Source organism: Paenibacillus sp. alder61, assembly GCF_020179875.1.
GTDB lineage: Bacteria > Bacillota > Bacilli > Paenibacillales > Paenibacillaceae > Fontibacillus > Fontibacillus faecis.
Genome location: NZ_JAIUDG010000005.1, coordinates 158,316 through 178,116 on the forward strand (window position 1 = coordinate 158,316; position 19,801 = coordinate 178,116).

The window sequence follows — 19,801 nt, forward strand, 5'->3', positions numbered from 1 at the left end:
TTGTGAGAATAAAAGGCAGGTGGAAGAAGTGAAATCGTTATTTCGTTCCAAGGAGACGGGGATTCTCGCGGTTCTGCTGTTTTTATGCGTCGTGCTTAGCGTCATCAACCCCGTCTTTTTAACGGGTGGCAATCTTCATGATATTTTTAAAGCGAACGTCGTACTTGCCATTTTGGCAATGGGAATGACGCTGGTAATTATTACGGGCGGGATCGACGTGTCGGTGGCCGCCGTCACGAGTGCATCCATCGTCATTACGGGGCACTTGATGGCCAAGCTGCCGGACTCGCCGTGGTCCGTACTCATCGCGTTTGCGGTTTCGATTTTGTGCGGCATCGTGTTCGGGCTCCTCAATGGCTTACTCATTTCGAGGGTGAAAATTCCGCCGATCGTGGCCACGCTCGGCATGATGAGCGTTATCAATGGCAGCATTTTGTATTTCACCAACGGCATGTACATGAACAGCAGCAACTTCCCGGCAGCATTCATCCGGTTCTCTGATCTAAAAATCGCCGGCATTTCGATATTGGTTTATTTGATGCTGATCATCACCGTTTTGACCTGGTATGTCATGAAGCATACCAAAATCGGCCGCTCCGTCTTCGCGATCGGGGGCAACCCGGTGTCCGCGGTGCGCGCCGGCATAAGCTTGGAGCGGACGCAGATGTTCGTATATGGCTACGTAGGTTTTATGGCGGGCGTCGCGGCGATGGCGCAGACGATGTATACGAAGTCGGTCGACCCCAACGGTATGCTCGGGTTTGAAATGACCGTTATTTCCGCAGTCGTCATCGGCGGTGCGAACATTCTCGGCGGCAGCGGCTCCGCGTGGGGGACGTTTCTCGGCGTGTTGCTGCTTGGCGTCATGCAGAACGGTCTCATTCTAACGCACATCGATACGTACTGGCAAAAAATCGTCGTCGGGATCGTTATCTTGACGGCTGTCAGCTACGATGTCATTCAGCGCAAACGCGCCGAGTCGAAACTGATGAAAGTCGAAGTACAAGAGTAGGGAGGCGAGCGAATGAAATTCAAATTTTCCAAGGAATCGGTACTCGGTGTCATTTTGCTCGGCATGTTCATCCTAATGGCGGTTATTGCGCCGGGATTTCTGGACCCGTACAACTTGAGCAACATGATGTTCCAATTGCCTGAGCTCGGCATACTGGCGCTCGGCATGATGGTTGTCATTGTGACTTCCGGCATCGACTTATCGATCACGTACACCGCCGCCTTCGCCGGCGTCATGACCGCACTTTGTTTGGCTTCCGGCATGCCAATAGCGCTGGCGGTCGCCGCCGGCGTCGCGATCGCGCTATTGTGCGGGTTGCTTAACGGATTTTTCGTCTCGGTCATCGGCATCTCGCCGATTTTGGTCACGCTCGGAAGCATGGTATTGTTCGAAGGCGTTATTTTGACGATTACGAAGGGCAATGCCATCTCCGGTTTTCCGGAATCTTTCAGCTTGCTCGGCAACTTGTCGGTTGGCCCGATTCCGCTGCCAGTCATTATTTTCGCGGTGATTGCGGTAATCACGTCGGTGATGCTCAATCGGACACCATGGGGACGCAGCGTGTATAAAGTCGGCATTAATCCGATCGCCGTCCAATTTTCCGGCATTAATGTCAAGAAAGTGTTAATGGGCGTCTATTTGTTCTCGGCATTTATGGCGGCGATCGCCGGACTGATTATGATCTCGCGCTACAATTCGGCGAAGGTCGACCTGGGTTCCTCGTATTTGCTGCTCACCATCTCTGCATCGGTACTCGGCGGAACGGAAATTTCGGGCGGTTACGGGAAAGTGGTCGGCACGGTGTACGCTGTTGCTATTTTCCAGGTGATGTCCAACGGGCTAAACTTGCTTGGAGTGCCGCGGACGATCGTCGACATTCTGATGGGCATCATTTTGATCGCCGTACTGACGCTGAATTACTTCTCGGCCAAACAGGAAAGCAAAAAAGCTTTGAAGCAAGCGATAAGCTCGAAAGTGTCGGTTTAAGTTGATGCTGTCCATCTCTCGAAGGGCATGAATCATAAATTCATTCTTTATAAGAAAAAGGAAGGGGCAATTAGAGATGAAGAAGTTTTCCGGTATTATTGCGACAGTATTGGCAAGCATGCTCGTGTTGTCGGCCTGCGGCACGAATTCGGCGACGTCTGGCGGCGGGCAAGAGGAGAAGGGCGGGGAGATCAAAATCGCGGTCGTGCCTAAAGTGATTGGTATCCCGTACTTTAACGCATCGGAGACCGGCGCGAAAAAAGCGGGCGAAGATCTCGGCGTCAAAGTGATCTACACGGGCCCGACCCAAGCGGACGCGGCACAGCAAGTCAAAATCATTGAAGACTTGATTTCGCAAAAAGTCGACGTCATCGCGGTGGCGCCGAACGACCCGGCATCGCTCACGCCGGTGCTCAAGCGCGCCAAAGAACAAGGCATCAAAGTGATGGACTGGGATACGCCTGCGGATCAATCGGTGGTCGATTTGTCCGTTCATCAAATTGACGACGAAATTTTCGGACGCACGGTAACGGATAAATTGGTCGAAAAAATGGGCACCGATTCCGGCGAAATCGCCATCTTGACCGGCGGCATGTCGGCGGCGAACCTCAATACGTGGATCGACTGGGCGAAAAAGCAAGCGGAAGAAAAATACCCGAATTTGAAGCTCGTCAATGATAAAATCGCGACCGACGAGAAGCAGCAAGTCGCTTACCAGAAAACGCTCGACTTGTTAAAAGCATATCCGAATTTGAAGGGAATTATGGCGTTCTCGACGGTCGCTCCGCTCGGCGCGGCGCAAGCGATTCAAGAGAAAGGGTTGCAAGGCCAAGTGGCGCTCGTCGGCGCGTCGCTGCCGACCGACTCGAAGCCGTACATCTTGGACGGTTCGATGTCTTCCGCGCTGCTCTGGAACCCGGAAAGCCTCGGCTATTTGACGGTCTCCTTAGCGAAAGACTTGGTCGACGGCAAGCTTCCGACCGACGGGCAAGAGGTGCCGGGCGTAAGCAAAATTCAAGTGAAATCGGACAACAAAACGGTCATCATGGGTCCGCCGACCGAATTTACGAAGGAAAACGTCGAACAATTTAATTTCTAATGAAGCAAGCAGAAGCGGATCGCCTTACATTTGGTGGTCCGCTTTTTATCGTTTAACGTTGTATTTTCTGCTTAAAGGGTGGGTAGACAAATCCAGATCTCACTTGCTGCAGGTATATTTTCAACTTCTAGCAGGTTTGCCGTTATTACGAGGAAGCGGCGATCTTGTCATCATCCAAACCCGATACATCCCATACCCCAGCAAGCCCCCAAATGTGTTCAAAATCAGATCATCCACATCAAACATGCCGATTGCCAGGATCAACTGAGAGGTCTCAAGTCCTAAGCTGAAGGTGAAGGACAGTATGAACACCTTTGACCAGGGATTCGACATCCCTCTGAACAGAAGCGGGAGCAGCATGCCGAAAGGCATAAAGATCAGGATGTTTCCGGCAAAATTCACCCAGCTGTGCAGGGTGGCTTGTTCGAAATACGTGAAAATCACATGGAAAGGAACAAGATTCGCCCTGAACGTTAACTGGTCCATAATCATCTCAGGGCTGTGCCAGTGCGCCTTTAGCTGCTGCTTGATCAAATGCGGGTCAATGCTGTGGAACTTAAACAGAATCACTTTAACCACAATATACATATAAATGGCAAGCATTGCCGCGATCACCATACTGCTGCTCACTCTTTTGGTATTCACTACAACTCCCTCATTTCGTGCTGGTCTTTGTTTTATATTTCAAAGATAAAGCACAAAATTTAAGATTTAGTTGGAAAAAGATAACGATTTCCTTAAGCTTTTATAGACGAGGATTAATGTGGAGTGTACAGTGTTACTTAAATGGAAAGGAGCTTCCGATTAGGCCCCCTGCAATATTGTTAAAGTTGATATAGTAGAATCTCTTAGAGAGGAGCAAGACAGCGTGTTCATAGTAAACGTAGAAGGTGCAATCTGTAGGGATGATAAGTGGCTTGTTATTACACGAAGTACCAAAGAGGAACATGCAGGGGGAACTCTATCTCTTGTGGGAGGAAAAGTAGATGTTGAAGGTAACGCACTCGAAATCCTAGAACGAACTGTAAAGCGAGAACTTTATGAAGAGTAGCACTAGCAAGGGGATAACCATAATGATGAAAAATGTTTATGTTGTGCGACATTGCAAAGCAGATGGGCAAGAGCCTGATGCTAAGCTAACTGAACTAGGGATTCATCAAGCTGAGAATCTTGCTAAATTTCTCTTAAATAAAGATATTGATTTTATCATCTCAAGCCCTTTTGAAAGGGCTTACCGCACCATAGCTCCATCGGCTGAACAAATAGGTATAGAAGTTGTTTTGGATGATAGATTGGCTGAAAGGCTCTTATCAAACAAGAATCATTCTGATTGGCGAGATATGCTTCGCAAGACATACGATGACTTAGACATATGTTATGAGGGCGGAGAGTCCAGTAACACGGCGACGGGCCGTGCCACTAGTGTAGTTGAGTGGGAGGATCTTGGGGGATATTCCAAAACGAATTTTCTATCTGATGAACAATAGACGAATTGTTTGGTAGACCCTATTTAAACATGATCATCTTATGACAAGTACTTTTTAATAATTACAGTTCAGGTTAAAATGTGGCTATGAGAACTACATTAAGGGAATAATTATATTGAGTAACTCTTAAGATATAATTCAGGAATAGGTGGGGAAAGGTATTGACTGCAAATCGATTTGCTTGTATTGGAGATAGAACATAATGAGAAGTTCAAGTGAATTAGCTATAGACAAGGAAAAAATAATAAAAAATAAAAAACGTGTTCAAAATCACGGTGAAGTATTCACACCAAAAAGAATTGTGAATAAAATTCTTGATTTGCCTAACCTTCGGGAGGCATGTTTAAACTTAACTTCCACTTTTTTAGAGCCGGCTGTTGGAGAAGGTGCGTTCCTTGTTGAAGTTTTAAATAGAAAGATGAAAATAGTAGTGAAAAATTACGGTGATGATTTAACAAGGTACGAGAACTATTCCCTTCTTATATTGTCAACGCTATATGGTGTTGAATTGCTTGAAGATAACGCTCAAAAATGTGTTATGAATTTGTATCAAGCCTATTATGAAGCCTATCAGCGTCAAGCAATTGTGGTTGGAGCAAAAGTAAAAAACAAGGTTTTAAACAGTGCAAAGTTGATTATCTCTAAAAATATTGTACAGGGAGATTTCCTAAATAAGTCAACTTCAAATGGTAATCCCATTGTTTTTAGTGAGTGGAAACCCGTTAACCTCAATAAGTATGTTAAGACGATTATGATCCAACGCACTGAATATACGCTTGATGATATTATTTTGGGCATAGAAAAAGAAAGTGGAGAACCTTCTGATCAGAAAGTGAAAGTGGAACAACTGGATTTGTTTTACTTATTGGATGATGACATCTCTAAAACATATGGAAAACGAATGAAATACGTTCCTGTAAAGATTACTGATGTATACAAGGAAGAAATGGAGGAAATCGATGAATAGAACTGTGATTAAACCTTATGAAGAATTGGATTTGAAAATTTATGCTTATATCCTGCCAGAAGTTCCTTCTCATAAGGGTTACATCAAAATTGGTGAAACAAATAGAAAAGTTAGAAAGCGTATATTAGAACAGGTTGGAACAGCCGGTCTCAACCCGAATATTCTTTTTGAAAGGGTTGCTAAGAAGTCTGATGGTAAATGGTTTCGTGATAAAGATCTTCATCGTTTTCTGCAACAGAATGGGATTCAGAAGAGGGACTTTAATGGCTATGCAGACGAATGGTTCTATTTCAACGGGACACTCGAGAAGGCAGAATTTCTAACGGATAAGTTTATAAATAATGATTATGATGAAATTCAAATTGATGAAGCTCGTTCGACCTACAAACTTCGGAATGAACAAAGTAAAGCCGTTCAGCTAACTCTTGATTATTACAATAGTGGGCAAGAACCAAGGGAGTTTCTTTGGAATGCAAAACCTCGTTTTGGGAAAACAATTACTGCATACGATTTTGTAAGGAAAATCAATGCAAAAAATGTACTCATTGTGACCAATAGACCCGCTATAGCCAATTCATGGTTTGACGATTTTAATAAATTTATCTCTTGGCAAGAAACAGGAATGAAATTTATTTCTGAAACAGACTCGCTGAAGGATAAGGCACTATCTCGTAGGGATTTCATAGAATTTCTAAATTCTACTGATCAAGAGAACCCATCGCAAATCGCCTTCATTTCACTCCAAGACCTGAAAGGGGCAAAGTTTGCAGGTGGCGTTTATGAAAAACTTGAATGGGTTGGTCAGCTAAACTGGGATTTACTTATCATCGATGAGGCGCATGAGGGGGTTGATACTGCCAAAACAGACGTGGCGTTCGACAAAATCAAAAGGAACTTCACCCTACATTTGTCGGGGACTCCCTTTAAAGCATTGGCAAACAATAAATTCAATGAAGAACAGATATTCAACTGGTCGTATGTGGACGAGCAAGAAGCCAAGTTGCATTGGGACTACACAATTGGAGGTAACCCTTACGATAATCTACCAACTCTAAGTCTATTCACTTATCAAATGAGTAAGATGATTGAGGAACAAGTCTCCAAAGGGTTAACATTAAATGACGATAGAAATGTTGATTATGCTTTTGATTTGAATGAATTTTTCAGAGTTAAAGAGGACGGAAAATTTGAATATGAAGCAAGCGTGAAGAACTTTCTGGATAACCTATCTTCAGGTAAGTTTCCTTTTGCTACAGATGAATATAGGAGTCAATTAAATCATACTTTTTGGCTTTTACCTCGTGTTAACTCTGCTAAAGCACTTGAAAGATTGTTGAAGTCACATCATGTTTTTGGAGAGTATAAAATAATACTAGCGGCTGGTGACGGAGTAAGTGTTAACAGCGATTCAAATTTTGAAGAAGAAGGACTAGACTATAGAAAGAATGAGAACAGTTTCAATAGGGTTAGAAAGACAATCTCAGAGAACGAAAAAACCATAACCTTATCTGTTGGTCAACTTACAACGGGTATAACAATACCAGAATGGTCTGCGGTGTTTATGCTTAGCAATATTAAGTCACCGAGTTTATATTTCCAAGCCGCTTTCCGTGCTCAAAACCCTTATGAATTTGTTCACGATGGTAAACTTTATAGAAAAGAAAACGCATATATCTTTGATTTTGCGCCAGAACGAACGCTACTACTCTTTGATGAATTTGCCAATAACTTATCGAGTGGTAACTCAAAAACAAGTGAAGAACGTTTAATTAAGATTAAAAAGCTATTGAATTTTTTTCCAGTAATTGGGGAAGATGATAAAGGTAATATGCATGAGTTGGACGCAACTGAGGTCTTGACTATTCCAACGAAGATAACTTCAACAGAAGTAGTAAAGCGTGGATTTATGAGTAATCTATTATTCGCGAATATTTCAGGTGTTTTTGGTGGGAATTCTCCATTCAAGGAGATACTTGATAAAATCAAACCGGAAAAAAATAAACGTCTGATAGATCGTAGAGAAGTCAATGTAACAAACCCAATGATTGATGATGGTGGAAATATTGATGTTCCTAAAGAGATTGTTATTAATCAAACTAAAGAAATATTTGGTGAAGCAATCTATAAAGTTATGGAAATTCCCAATGTTCCTAATATTCCCGAAATTACAAGTATTACTACAGGAATCAAAGACACTCTAGATAGAGGGTTTAGCAAGTTGAAAGTGACGTTTAACTTGAATAATTTTCAAGCAGATAAAGCAAAAAATGAAGTAACATCGGCAATTAAAGACGTAGTTCACAAAAATGTAGATAAATATCACAATCAAGTTAAAGAAATTGAACAAGATTATAATGTCCAAATTCAAAACGCTCACCAAGCTAATGACGAAGATAAATTAGAGCAACTAGTAACAGAAATGGAACAGAAAAAGGTCGAGGTTAATCAAACATTCACTGAAAATCTTAATACAGATTTAAGTACAACTATTGAAATTGCAGTCGAACAACAGATTGTCCAAGTGGAAGAGAAAAAGAAAAAAACCACTGAGGATGATGTTCGGGATCATTTGCGCGGATTTGCTAGAACCATCCCAGCATTCCTCATGGCTTATGGTAACGAAAATACCACTTTGAATAATTTTGAAGAGAACATTGATGAGCCTTCTTTTGAAGAATTAACAAGTATTACAGTTGATGAATTTAGGAAACTGCGTGATGGTTTTGATTATGTAGATGATAATGGTAATAACCGTAAAGTGCCGGGTCTATTCAACGAAGTTGTGTTTAATGCTAGTATTAAAGAATTTTTTAACACTAAGAACAGATTATCGAACTATTTTGATGAAACACTGGTTGAGGATATTTTTGATTACATTCCCCCGCAGCAAACAAACCAAATTTTCACTCCTCGAAGAGTAGTGAAATTAATGGTTGATTTAATTGCAGAGAACAAACCTGGTATTTTTAGAAATTATAATATTAAATTTATTGATTTATATACGAAAAGTGGGCTTTATATCACAGAAATCGTTAAACGCTTGAATGAAGGATTGAAAGATCAAATTCCTAATTCTGAAGAACGTATTAAGTGGATTCTCGAAAATCAAGTTTATGCTTGTGCGCCAAGTAACATCATATACAATATTGCAAAAAATTATATTTTTGCAGATTTCAAAAACATCTCGTTTAAAAATATAGTTGAATGTGATCTAGCCGAATATGCAAAAAATAATAATGCTAAAATGAAAATATCAGAAATTTTTGGAGATGAGAATTTGAAATTCGATGTCATTATTGGAAATCCACCTTATCAAGAAATGGATGGTGGAGCGCAAGCAAGTGCTAGCCCAATTTACCACCATTTTGTACGTTTGGCAAAGGAACTTAATCCAGAATTAATTTCATTCATAATGCCGACACGTTGGTATGCAGGAGGGAAAGGTCTTGACGATTTTCGTGATGAAATGTTAAATGACGTTCATCTTAAAGAACTGCATGACTGGCTGACACCTGAAGATATTTTCCCTAATACTAATATTCGTGGTGGTGTATGCTACTTCTTGTGGGATGAAAATTATGACAACAGTAAAGAGTTTACAAGAATTGTTACTCACGAAAATAATGTTGTCATTGATGATGTTAATAGACCAATGAAAATTGAAGGTGTGGATATCTTTGTTCGAGATGGAAAAGCAATAAGTATACTTAACAAAGTATTCGCTGACGAAAATATAGATACTATGCAGAATTATGTTTCCACTCGTAAACCATTTGGTTTTGAAGGCAATTTTATTAAAGATAGCAAATTCCGAAAAACAAATTCAGATTTGTATAATCCAATCCAATGTTACGGAAAAGGACAAATAGTGGGTTATGTTGAAAGAAATGATATTGTAGTTCGGCCTCAATGGATTGATATTTGGAAAGTATATACTCCTAGGGCGAATAATGTCGGTACTGAATTAAATGATGATAATTTAAACACTTTTGTTGGGGCACCGCAAACAATTTGCACGGAATCTTACCTAGTTATTGGGGCAGATTTAAGGCTAGATGAAATTTCGTGCAACAACCTTTCAAAGTACTTTAAGACAAAATTCGCCAGATACCTTCATGGTTTAGCGAAGGGCAGCCAAGATGCAACTTCTAAAACATTTAAATTTGTGCCTATACAAGACTTCTCTAACAACTCGGATATTGATTGGTCAGTTTCAGTTCAAGAGGTTGATAAACAACTATATAAAAAATATGGGCTATCTGATGAAGAAACCAATCACATTGAAACGAGAATGAAAGCAATGTAAAATACAAGTCGACGTTTGTTGATTTATGGAAGGTCTCGCTCTTAATAAGCAAATAGAGAATCAGGTTTTTCTTTTCGTATTCTTTGGTTTTGAATTAGAATCTTATTATTGACAGACTCTTTATTGCAACCCAAACAAAGCGGTTATTTAATGCTTTGTTTGGGTTTTTCGCATAGTTACAGGACTTCTTGCCTATATTGTTGAATTATCAGTAAAGGGGATTTATTCCATAATCGTATAGTTGATTACAACCTATTGTCTATTCACTATGTTTAAATATGATCAACAAACATTAGCGATAGAGTGATTAGGTATGGCAGTTCTGAAATGCTCGGAATGCAGCAATATGCTAAGTGCAATTCACATTTCCCAGCCAAATCGGGGAGCAGCGACTACTTAAATATTCGCCAGCCGGAATTAAATTGTCAGACTGGCTCCAGTAAAGAGTTGTTGATCTTCTGTTTATTAGCCAAAATGTGAAACAAATTAGTTTTACCTGGATTCGACATAGAGGGGAAAGATATTCTGGACAATATCGCGATTGCCCCGTTCAGTTGCTCAACATGTATTCGTCCGAAGTGTGTCTGCATTTCAAGAGAAACTTAGAGCGTTGAATTCTTTAAAAGGAGAAGACGATGAAGAACGTTTTTTCACGACTATTTCGGGTGTTAAATAGCAGCAGCGGCCATCCTCACGAGGACTTTTTGACAGAAGTGTTCGCTGAACTTCTCTGTGATCAGGAGAAGATGATAGATTTTCTCGGAAATGTATTAGAAATTCCAGTGCAGGAAGTGAAGTATTCATCCATTCAAACGCAGGTAACTTTTCCGGCTTTGCCCCATCATCAGATGGATAGCCGTCCGGATATGGTAATTCGATTTTACGAAGGACAGGAATCTTATGTATTGTTCATCGAAAGCAAGCTAGGCTCTCCGGAAGGAACAGACCAACTGTCTAGATATGCTGATCATCTCGGCGTACTCACTAATCAAGGAACGAATTGTTACTTAATTTACTTAACTCAATATTTTGATGAAAAGGATGTATCTCTCATATTAGCGAATCAAAAAAACGTAGTTTTCAGGCAGAAGCGGTGGTTTCAAATTTTCAAGTGGGTTAAGCAGCTGGAGGAGAAGAACATCTATGCGTCCAAAGTTTTGAATTATATGGAGGAGATCGGATTGGAAGATAATCGGCAGTTCACGCCTGTTGACGTATATGCTATTCAAAATATGAATCGGCTGCAACGCATGATGGACGAGTGCATGGATGGAGTAATAGACGGTGTGATGACCGAACATTTCGGTAAGGCGATTCAGCAAAACAACCGTCACACCCAGTTAAAGTACATGGAACGGTACGTTAAAGCTAGCGAGCAGGAAGGTCGAGCCACCGAGGTGGTTGTTGGGTTTTATATAACAGATGAAGATTATCCCTTCGTTTCTATCGTTTATGAATTCTGTCCACGACGCTGCCCAGACGTTCCTAAAGTAGTGGCTGCCATGCAGAATTTTATGGCTGCACATCCGGACTGGAAAACTTTCAATCTAAACACTGACGCAGAATGGCAAGGGATTTCCTGTGACCGTAGGCTAGTCGATTTTCTTCATCATGAGGATCACATCAACGAGATTCAGAAGTTCTTCCTGGAAAAATTAAATGAGCTTCAAGAGATCAAAGTTAAAAATCCTGATTTATACTGGAAATAACCATTCGAAGTAGCATGAGCAAAGGATATCGCCTTGACCATAATCTTCCAGTGTCACTGAGGCAACAAAATTTGCCCTATTCAAAGAAGAATATCGCCAGCGATATCGGATGGGAGCTTATTGTTTAAAGCCGGGCGGGAATGGTCAAAGATTGGAGAACAAATTAGCCCACATATTAGTGGAAGTGGATACGTGAACGAGTGCAAGTCTAAATGTACGGAACGGTGGCTGGAAAATGATGCGATACAAACAAAAACTGATCGACTTTTTATGTACTTTTTCCAAGGTAATGATCAGCCTATCGGAGTTGGAGCAAGCATTCCAAGGTGAGCAGATTGACTACGAAACATTTGCCGGAATCGTAATGGAGCTTGAAAATGAGGGGAGTCTTGAAGCGGTCAAGTCACACGGCCGGAATGGAAAGCCGCTTTCGTTAGCCTATCACTACCGCATAAATAAACGGTTGCTACAAGGAGAGTATGTTCGAGAACTGCATCAGTGGAGCACAAGACTGCACCCTGACATTAGTCTGGATGCTTACTATCGCCTCAGCCCGGACATATGGCGTGCGGACCTGCCTTATATTGAACAGATCGATGCGTATTTGAAGCGGGGATCGAGGCCAACACGCCAAGCACCGGCTCCCGAACGCAGTTATGAGCTTGTTCAGGACGAGAAGTGGATTACGGACCACGGAGGACAAGCCTTGTTGGAGCGTCTAGGCATATGGGAGCAACTCCAGATTGTCCCGGTTAGCGATCCCTTGATGTTAGCGGTCAATCCTTCCATCGGATTTACCAGCAAGAACCACCTGCATCTTATTGTTGAGAACAAATCGACATTCCAAGGGCTGGTACCAGAGCTTCCGGGGATGGCCTTCTCCTCCTTGATTTTAGGCTATGGCCGGAAAATTGTAGGGAACCTGGGGATGCTCAGTCTGCAGTACCCGGTTCAAAGCGCAGACCATGAACTTTACTATTTTGGAGATATCGATCTGGAAGGAATTATGATCTGGTACGACCTTCATGTGAAGTTCGGGGTGAAGCTAGCGTTGCCCTTCTACCTGGCATGCTTAGACAAGCCTTCGGCTAGAGGGAAGCAAAATCACCGATTAAATGAAGAGGCTTTGCACGCCTTTATAAGTTTTTTCAACCAAGAGGAAGCCAATCGGATCAATGCCATGCTGGGTGAGGGATGTTATATCCCGCAAGAAACTCTGAAAAGTGAGGAATTGATTCGAGTTGGGAGGGAGACCGTATGGAGTCAAAAGGGATACCAATCGAATTGAATGACATGCTGTCTGGCTTCCAAGAACGAATGGGCAAGCTTGCCCTGTTTGATCCGCTGTTCGAGTTGAGTCGGCAAAGGAAAACAGATCGTGGTGGGAAACAAGTGGCGATGATGGAATTGGGGCTATTGACGCTGCTGTTCTTCTTTGAGAAAAAGCTGATGCGAAGCCGGAAGACCAGTGTGAAGGAACTGGTCGGCTTTCTAGCCGCTGTTCTGGAGGACAAGTATGATCTCGACCAAGAAGAACTGGATGACATCGGACGAAGAATCATCCATGTGTTTCGCCCTTCCTCCGGACGGAAGCGGGAGTTTTCTTTTTTTCATTTGGGAACAGGGCAAGAAGGGGTTCATTATACGTCGATTTTGCGTACTGATTCGTATGATGTAGCAACCAATACCCAATATTACGCATTGGATGAGGATGGTCTCGAACTGGTATTTGCTACTAAGGAGTTTTACTTGGAGTTTCAGTTGTCCATCCATCAGCTTTTGCTGCGCAAGCAGTTGGAAAAGGGGGAATTCCAGGGAGCACTGCGCCAAATCGATGAGATGATGATCGATGTGGAAACCTTACAAGACCGAATTGTCTCTTTGGAGCATGAAATTAAGAGAAGCATTGTTTCTGAAGAAACATTTGCCCGCTATCGCTCTCTTTTAGAGGATATTTATCTCAGGCTGAAGCGTGAAAATGAAGAGTTTAACGAGCTCAGGGATTTTGTAAGGGAAACGAAGGATCGAATTTACGCTGAACGGGAACTTATGAAAAACCAACGGCCCTATGAGTTTATTGTTCGAATCGGTATCGAACTAGAAAAAGTGCACAACGAACATACAAGACTGCTACAACAAAGTATGGAACTGGAGAGCAGCGCTCTTCGCGCTGCCAAAGAGTCACTCTATTACACGGGGATGAATGCGTTTAACTTTGAGCAAGATATTGCATCATTCCTATTCGGCACTCCCTTGCCAATTGAGGCGATGAAGGGAGTGGTAGCCCCGTTCTTGCATTTGGAACAGGTCAGGGTATGGTCGCCTCTTACGGTATTTGCCAAACAACAGCTTTCGGGACATGATGATGGGTCTGTTATTGAAGAAAGTCTTCTTGCTCTGGATGAGGAAGAGGAGAATTTTTCTTATCTGCGGAAGCGTAAAGAGCGTCTAGTCCAAGTGGTAGAAGCTCTTCTGCGTTGTTATGAGAAGTTAAATCGGGATGAAGTCCGGTTGAGTGAATTTATTGCGTATTTGGATCAGGATGAAGCTGCTGATCTCAAGAAGGAACGAGATTTTTACGATTGCTGGATTATATTACATCAACGCAGCCCGATTCATCCGGTTATGGATGAAGAGAAATCCGGGGAATCGGACCAAAATCTTTATGAGGCGATCCGTTCTCAATTGCAGGGGAGAACGCTGATCATTCAGGAGACAGAGTGCATTCTTAGGGTTAATGAGCGTTACTCTATCCAAGAACTTATCATTCGGTTGGGAGGGGACCAGGATGAATTACACCGGTGATGAGGTCATGACTGCCTTCCGCATCTATGCGCAGCTGGCCAGAACCGGGGTTGCCGATAAAGAAAGTTTGCTACAGGTGGAGGCGGATGACCACGTCCGAGGGCTTTTGGATCAGTTTGCCGCTGAAGTGGAATGTGTCGCGATGGGAGCGGGTGACCGCTTGATGCTGGTTCCGTTGGCCAGGCTGTCTCCTTTTCATATTACGAATGAATCACTTAAGCGGATGTATCTACGCGGCAATGCGGTGAATGCAGATTTGTACTTGATGTATGTGGCCATAATTGTGTTAATCGGTGCGTTTTATGATAGTTATCAGACTACGGAAGCGACGCGTAATTTTCTTCAAATGGAAGAATGGATGAATATGGTTCAGCAACGGATCAACGGGCTGAAGGAGCATTCCGTAGAGGAATTAAAGGCGCTTAGTCAAGAGTATTCCTACCACTGGGCAGATATTATTGAGAAGTGGGATGCTATGGATGATGTGAAGGAGACAGCCAAGCGGCAGAGCGGTGCAACCATCAGCCGGATGAGCTTTCTTGATACGGTCCGGAAATTCATGCTCGATCAGGAGTTGGTAAAACAAGTTGGACCCGATGAGTTGGATTTGACGGAGAAAACGAAAATGATCGTGCAACGTTATTTTATGGAGAGGGAATATAATCGTGGCATTCTGGAATTTCTATATGGCCTTGAGCCGAAACGGAAAGAGGAGGCTTAGATCCGATGCCTGTCATTTCGAAAATCCGATTTACGAATGTGATCTATGAGGGCGGAGCCAAGCGCTACAATGATTCCACTTTTTATTTTGACGGTCATAACGGAGCGATTGTTCTGGAGAACGGGGGCGGGAAGACGGTATTCATTCAAACTGCGATTCAGGCTGTGCTGCCTCACAGTGATGTAGCGGGACGGAAGATGAAGGATACGCTCTCGCTTGAGAATGGCCCGGCCCATGTGGCGATTGAGTGGATATTGGCAGATAAACCCCGGCGCAGATACGCTGTTACTTGCGTGAGTTTGTTTATGAGCGCGACCGGGCTGGACTCGTTGCGTTATGTGTATGAGTATTCCGAAAATGACGACCATCGGCTGGGACTTCTACCTTTCACGAAAGAGATGGGCGGCGGGAAGCTGAGGGTAAGGGAGAAAGGTGAGATTCAGGAGTATTATCAATCGATGCAGTCGAAGAATCCGCTGGTGGCCAAAACCTTTGATACGATTACGGGGTTTCAGAAATATATTGAAGAACATTTTCATATCATCCAGTCGGAATGGGAGGCGATTATAAAGGTCAATTCCAGCGAGGGTGGGGTTGAGGCGTTTTTCGATGAATGTAAAACTTCATCCCAATTGGTAGACCGGCTACTTATACCGACGATAGAAGAATCGATGGAGGGTTTCAAGCAGGGGACATTTGCAGATTTGTTCCAGGTACAGCGGGAGGGATTTAAGCAGTATAAAGAGCTGAAGGAAAAAATCGAGGAAAATCGGCGTATCCTTGCGGAGTTGCACAAGTATGTAGCCAGCTATGAGATCCTGCATCGGGAACAGCTTAAGTATGAGGCACTGCGGAAGGAAGCCAAAGCTTATCTCGATGTAGCGATGAATGTCGAGCAGGAACAGCAGGCGGAGCAGGTCCGTTTTCAAGCACGATTGGAGGATTGGGAACGAGAGTTCAGGCATTGGCGTAAAAGGGAAGCATCCCTTGCAATCGCCGATGAGAGACTGAAAGCTGGGGGATTGGAGACGGAGCTGCAGGCTATTGGAGATGAAAAAGAGCAACTAGAGGAACAAGCAGCTTCGGCGTCGCGTTACTACCACTCTCTGGAATATGCGGAGCAACGGGAGAAACTTCGGGAAGCGGAGCAGCGGATTACTTATCTGCAGCAGGAACTGGCTAAGGTGGCCCAGTCGCAGGATGAGGAGGAGCTTGAGCAGGCGTGGGAGCTTAACGGCCGGAAGCTTAAAGCATGGTTTGATCGGGAAGAAAAGCGTCTGTCCGAGTTGATGCAGGAGGTGCAGAAAGGGCTTGATACACTGAAGGAACAGAGGCAGGACGGCCTTCGCGAGCGGGATGCCGCTGTTCAGGAGCGGGAAATGCAGCTCCTTCGGATTCGTGGCTTGGATACACAGATTCAAATGATACAAGAGCAGCAGGGCGGGATTGCTCGGAGAATATTGTCCCAGCTGTCCTCGCAAACCGTTGAGCAGCAGATGCCATTGTGGCTCTCTGAACAGCAACTGCTGGAGCAGCAGGGCTTGGAGCAAACGAAAGCACTGCAGAAGCTAGACCGCAGGAAAGGCGAACTGCAACTGGAAGGTAAAGCGGCATCCTCAGATCAGCTTAGGATCAAAGAGGAGCTGACTGAGCTACAGGCTTGGCGGGACCGCTACGAGCAGGAGAATCAACAGGTAAAGGGGACATTGGCTGAGTTGCATTCCTCCTGGGAGCGGATGGCTTCTGTACATGACAAAACGGATTCGATTCGTGAAAAGTTGGCCGACGGGTTAGGGATGAGAATGCGGCAGAAGCAGCAACTGCTTCACAAGGAACGGCTGGCATTCCGCTATGTAGATGATTACGAGGATCAAGAGGAGTTTTTCGCAGATCCTCAAGCCGCAAGACTAGCCGAGCAATGGAGCAACCAATTTTCGCTTTTGGAGACGGGGCTCCGCTATGCTTCTGCTGTGCCGGATTCGTCCGATGACAAGCTGCTATGGGCTGTGACGCTTGTGACGACTTCGCAGGAAAAGCCGCTTCTTATACGTAAGCTTGCCGAGACGGCCGATCAACTGCAGTATCCGATCCGCATCCTATCGACTCAGGAAGCGAAGGAATTGGTCAGTAGCACCCCGGTGGGTGAATCCCCTGCGGAGGCGGATGGCGCTTGGGTGGAGCCAGCCCATTGGAAAACTCTTCACGACCTAGACCGGTTTCAGGAATGGAAGAAGGAGATCATCCGGGAGGCAAAGGCTGCCGAACAGAACAGACGGGAGAAGGAGAACGAGCTTGAGGTATGGCGGGATGCTCAGAAGCTTGCGGAGAGGTTCTTCCGCAGTTATCCTTTGGCTGTCGTGCATGAGCAAGAACAGAGGCACGCGGAGCGATTGGAAATATTGAGGCGACTGGAGCAGAAGCTCGCGGATATCGAGCAGGATCTGCAACAACTGGAACGCAAGAAAGATGAGTTAGGTGAGGCCCAGCAATTGCTTTCCCAGCGTCAGCAGCATGTGGCTTATCAACTGGAGCAAGGGCAGCTCTATATGCTGCTTTCCGAGAAGTCGGCAAGGATTAAGGAAGATTTGCTGCCTGCTCGTGAGACTCTCGAAAAGGCCGAACGTTCGATAAACAGTTGGGAGCGGCGTTTGGAAGCTCTTGAGCGGGAGCTGAATCTGCAGGAGAATCACCATGCTGATCTTCACGGGAAACTGCAACGGCTGCGGGAGGATGAACTGTATCCGGATATTCAGGATTGTCTACCGCTCCCCACGGATGAATCGATTGTTCAGTTGCGCGAGGAACATAAGGGGCTTAACCTGAAGCGGCACCGCATCATGAAGGAGCGGTCGGAACTAGAGCAGGCACTTGAGCATCAACGTGACCGGCAAGTGGAGGCTTCCAGACTGATGGAGCGCCTTGCGGCTGCATATGACGATCTGGATACGGAGCTAGAGCTTCCGTTGCATGTCGAGTCGAAAATAAAGGCCGCATTGGCGGAGCTTCGTACACTGGAGCAGCAGGTTCAGAGGGTCCGTGAAGCGTGGGATCGGAAGGAGCGTGAACTGAGCGAGCAAGAAGTTAGGATCCGCATCCAGCAGGAGCAGTATGAGAAGGAATTTGATAACGAGCGACCGGTTATGTTTTTGGAGCCGCTTAGCCGCGTGCGCGAGAGGCAAGCAAATGAACGACGGCAACAGGATGAAGCCCGCAAAGAACTTGATCGACTTCATAATGTAGTGGAACAAAGATTGAGCGAGACGCGCCGGGTTTTGCAATTGTGGAACAGCTATCTCCGGGTGCATAAGTTGGATGATCCTTTTCTGAAGCTGTCTGATTCGGATGGAGATCTTACGCAAGAGATTGCATATCGTCTGGAGATCGGCAGTCAGGACGTGATCAGGCGCTTGGAACAGCAGCGGGAAGCCATTGGGAAGGAGCGGGACCGAGTTACTTCTAGCCGTCAGAGATTCCGGGAATTCTGTCAGCGACAGGTCCAGGATGTAAAGTTACGGGAGATGGCCGAGCGGGGAGTAGAAGCAAAGGACAATTATGAAGAGCTGCAGGAGTTCGAGGCGATGATGGGGGCAAGTATTCAGAAGGCCAATCAGATCGCTGAACTGCGGATGCAGACAGAGGACCAGAAGCTTCAACAGTTTATTACGCACATACAAGCCCATTTAAGACAGATTGCACAAGAGCTACGTGAGTTGCCCAAGAGGACCCGGGTCCGAACCGAAAGCGGTAATAAGGAGATTTATGTTTTCCATGTTCCGGATTGGGATGAGCAGGAGGGCAAGGAACGAATCCGTACCTATATCGAATGGATCATCTCACAGTTGGAGCACGTCAAGTACCGGGATGTGAATGGAATGGAGCAGTCGGCGGCAATCCGCAAGGATCTCGAGAGGTGGCTGGATGCCAAGCAGTTGCTGCAGAAAGTATTCCAGCAAGGCGCGGCTATACGCATCAGTTGCCGAAAAGTGAATAACGATCAACAGGTGACAGGGGCTACTTATTCCTGGGAGGAATCCAACCGCTGGTCAGGTGGTGAGAAGTGGAGCAAGAACATGACCTTGTTCCTTGGGATTCTGAATTATGTGGCGGAAAAGCGCCAGCATATTCATAGTCAGATGAAACGTCACCGTGCGGTCATTTTGGATAATCCGTTCGGCAAGGCTTCGAGTGAGCATGTTCTCAGCCCCGTATTCTATATCGCTGAGCAATTAGGCTTCCAAATGATTGCTTTAACCGCACATGTGGAGGGCAAGTTCCTTCAGGATTATTTTCCAGTCGTGTATAGCTGTCGCTTGCGTGCAGCAGCTGGCGGGGGAGGGAAGCAAATTGTCGATCCCCAGCAGCAGGTTCAACAGGCGTATTTCCGTGACCACGCGCCGGAATCGATGGACAGGATCGGGAGTGAGGGAAAACAACTGGAGTTGTTTTAGTGAAATTCCATAAAGTAAGGTATCCTACTCATATTGTTCTTGTAGCATGATCAATGCTTGTGGTTGATGCATTGTGCCTGTGGAGTGCTCACTGATGGTCAGGAAGAATTGTAGTTGAGGTGTATTGGCGTATACAGTAACGGAGCGGGTACAGTCCCGCTTCTTTTTTTGAACATATGTTCGATTAGGAGCGGCTATTGACAGTCGTCCTTTATTGTGCCCCTACCCACTGCTTAGGGAAAGTATTATTACATCTATGC

12 protein-coding genes and 1 pseudogene are annotated in these 19,801 nt (G+C 44.7%); 12 read left to right on the forward strand and 1 reads right to left on the reverse strand.

Annotation, left to right across the window (positions count from 1 at the left end; translation table 11 throughout):
- The first annotated feature begins 28 nt into the window (after positions 1–28).
- The 3 genes from LBW89_RS07035 (at position 29) to LBW89_RS07045 (ending at position 3,098) form a co-directional block, all read left to right on the forward strand.
- Positions 29–1,012, forward strand: a complete 984-nt coding sequence (locus LBW89_RS07035; protein ID WP_213508107.1) for an ABC transporter permease — start codon at positions 29–31, stop codon at positions 1,010–1,012.
- Positions 1,013–1,024: 12 nt separating this feature from the next.
- Positions 1,025–1,999: an ABC transporter permease gene (locus LBW89_RS07040; RefSeq protein ID WP_225038834.1), complete on the forward strand. Its 975-nt coding sequence runs from the start codon at positions 1,025–1,027 to the stop codon at positions 1,997–1,999.
- A 76-nt stretch (positions 2,000–2,075) separates the two neighbouring features.
- Complete coding sequence (locus tag LBW89_RS07045; protein ID WP_225038835.1) at positions 2,076–3,098, forward strand: autoinducer 2 ABC transporter substrate-binding protein; 1,023 nt, start codon at positions 2,076–2,078, stop codon at positions 3,096–3,098.
- Between the two features lie 120 nt (positions 3,099–3,218).
- Here LBW89_RS07045 and LBW89_RS07050 read toward each other — a convergent pair whose 3' ends face one another.
- The gene (locus tag LBW89_RS07050) at positions 3,219–3,743 is read right to left on the reverse strand and encodes a VanZ family protein (RefSeq protein ID WP_225038836.1); all 525 of its coding nucleotides are present in this window, start codon (positions 3,741–3,743) and stop codon (positions 3,219–3,221) included.
- 223 nt (positions 3,744–3,966) lie between these two features.
- Here LBW89_RS07050 and LBW89_RS07055 point away from each other — a divergent pair.
- From LBW89_RS07055 to LBW89_RS07095, 9 genes and pseudogenes are all read left to right on the forward strand, one after another.
- Positions 3,967–4,146, forward strand: a pseudogene (locus LBW89_RS07055) (DNA mismatch repair protein MutT); the annotation flags it as partial.
- Positions 4,147–4,171: 25 nt separating this feature from the next.
- Complete coding sequence (locus LBW89_RS07060; protein WP_225038837.1) at positions 4,172–4,585, forward strand: histidine phosphatase family protein; 414 nt, start codon at positions 4,172–4,174, stop codon at positions 4,583–4,585.
- Positions 4,586–4,787: 202 nt separating this feature from the next.
- Positions 4,788–5,552, forward strand: coding sequence for a methylase (locus tag LBW89_RS07065; RefSeq protein WP_225038838.1), 765 nt, complete (start codon positions 4,788–4,790; stop codon positions 5,550–5,552).
- On the forward strand, positions 5,545–9,858 hold the full coding sequence (locus LBW89_RS07070) for an Eco57I restriction-modification methylase domain-containing protein (RefSeq protein ID WP_225038839.1): 4,314 nt from the start codon (positions 5,545–5,547) through the stop codon (positions 9,856–9,858). Before LBW89_RS07065 ends, LBW89_RS07070 begins: the two co-directional genes overlap by 8 nt.
- 635 nt (positions 9,859–10,493) lie before the next feature.
- Entirely contained in the window at positions 10,494–11,567 is a 1,074-nt protein-coding gene (locus LBW89_RS07075; protein ID WP_225038840.1) for a PD-(D/E)XK nuclease family protein, read from the forward strand.
- A 235-nt stretch (positions 11,568–11,802) separates the two neighbouring features.
- Entirely contained in the window at positions 11,803–12,855 is a 1,053-nt protein-coding gene (locus tag LBW89_RS07080) for a Wadjet anti-phage system protein JetD domain-containing protein (RefSeq protein ID WP_225038841.1), read from the forward strand.
- On the forward strand, positions 12,825–14,372 hold the full coding sequence (locus LBW89_RS07085; protein WP_225038842.1) for a replicative DNA helicase: 1,548 nt from the start codon (positions 12,825–12,827) through the stop codon (positions 14,370–14,372). Before LBW89_RS07080 ends, LBW89_RS07085 begins: the two co-directional genes overlap by 31 nt.
- Positions 14,356–15,093 carry a DUF6063 family protein gene (locus LBW89_RS07090; protein ID WP_225038843.1) on the forward strand — a complete coding sequence of 246 codons (738 nt, stop codon included), beginning with the start codon at positions 14,356–14,358 and terminating at the stop codon, positions 15,091–15,093. The genes LBW89_RS07085 and LBW89_RS07090 overlap by 17 nt, the downstream gene beginning before the upstream one ends.
- A 5-nt stretch (positions 15,094–15,098) precedes the next feature.
- Complete coding sequence (locus LBW89_RS07095; protein WP_225038844.1) at positions 15,099–19,541, forward strand: chromosome segregation ATPase; 4,443 nt, start codon at positions 15,099–15,101, stop codon at positions 19,539–19,541.
- The last annotated feature ends 260 nt before the right edge of the window (positions 19,542–19,801 follow it).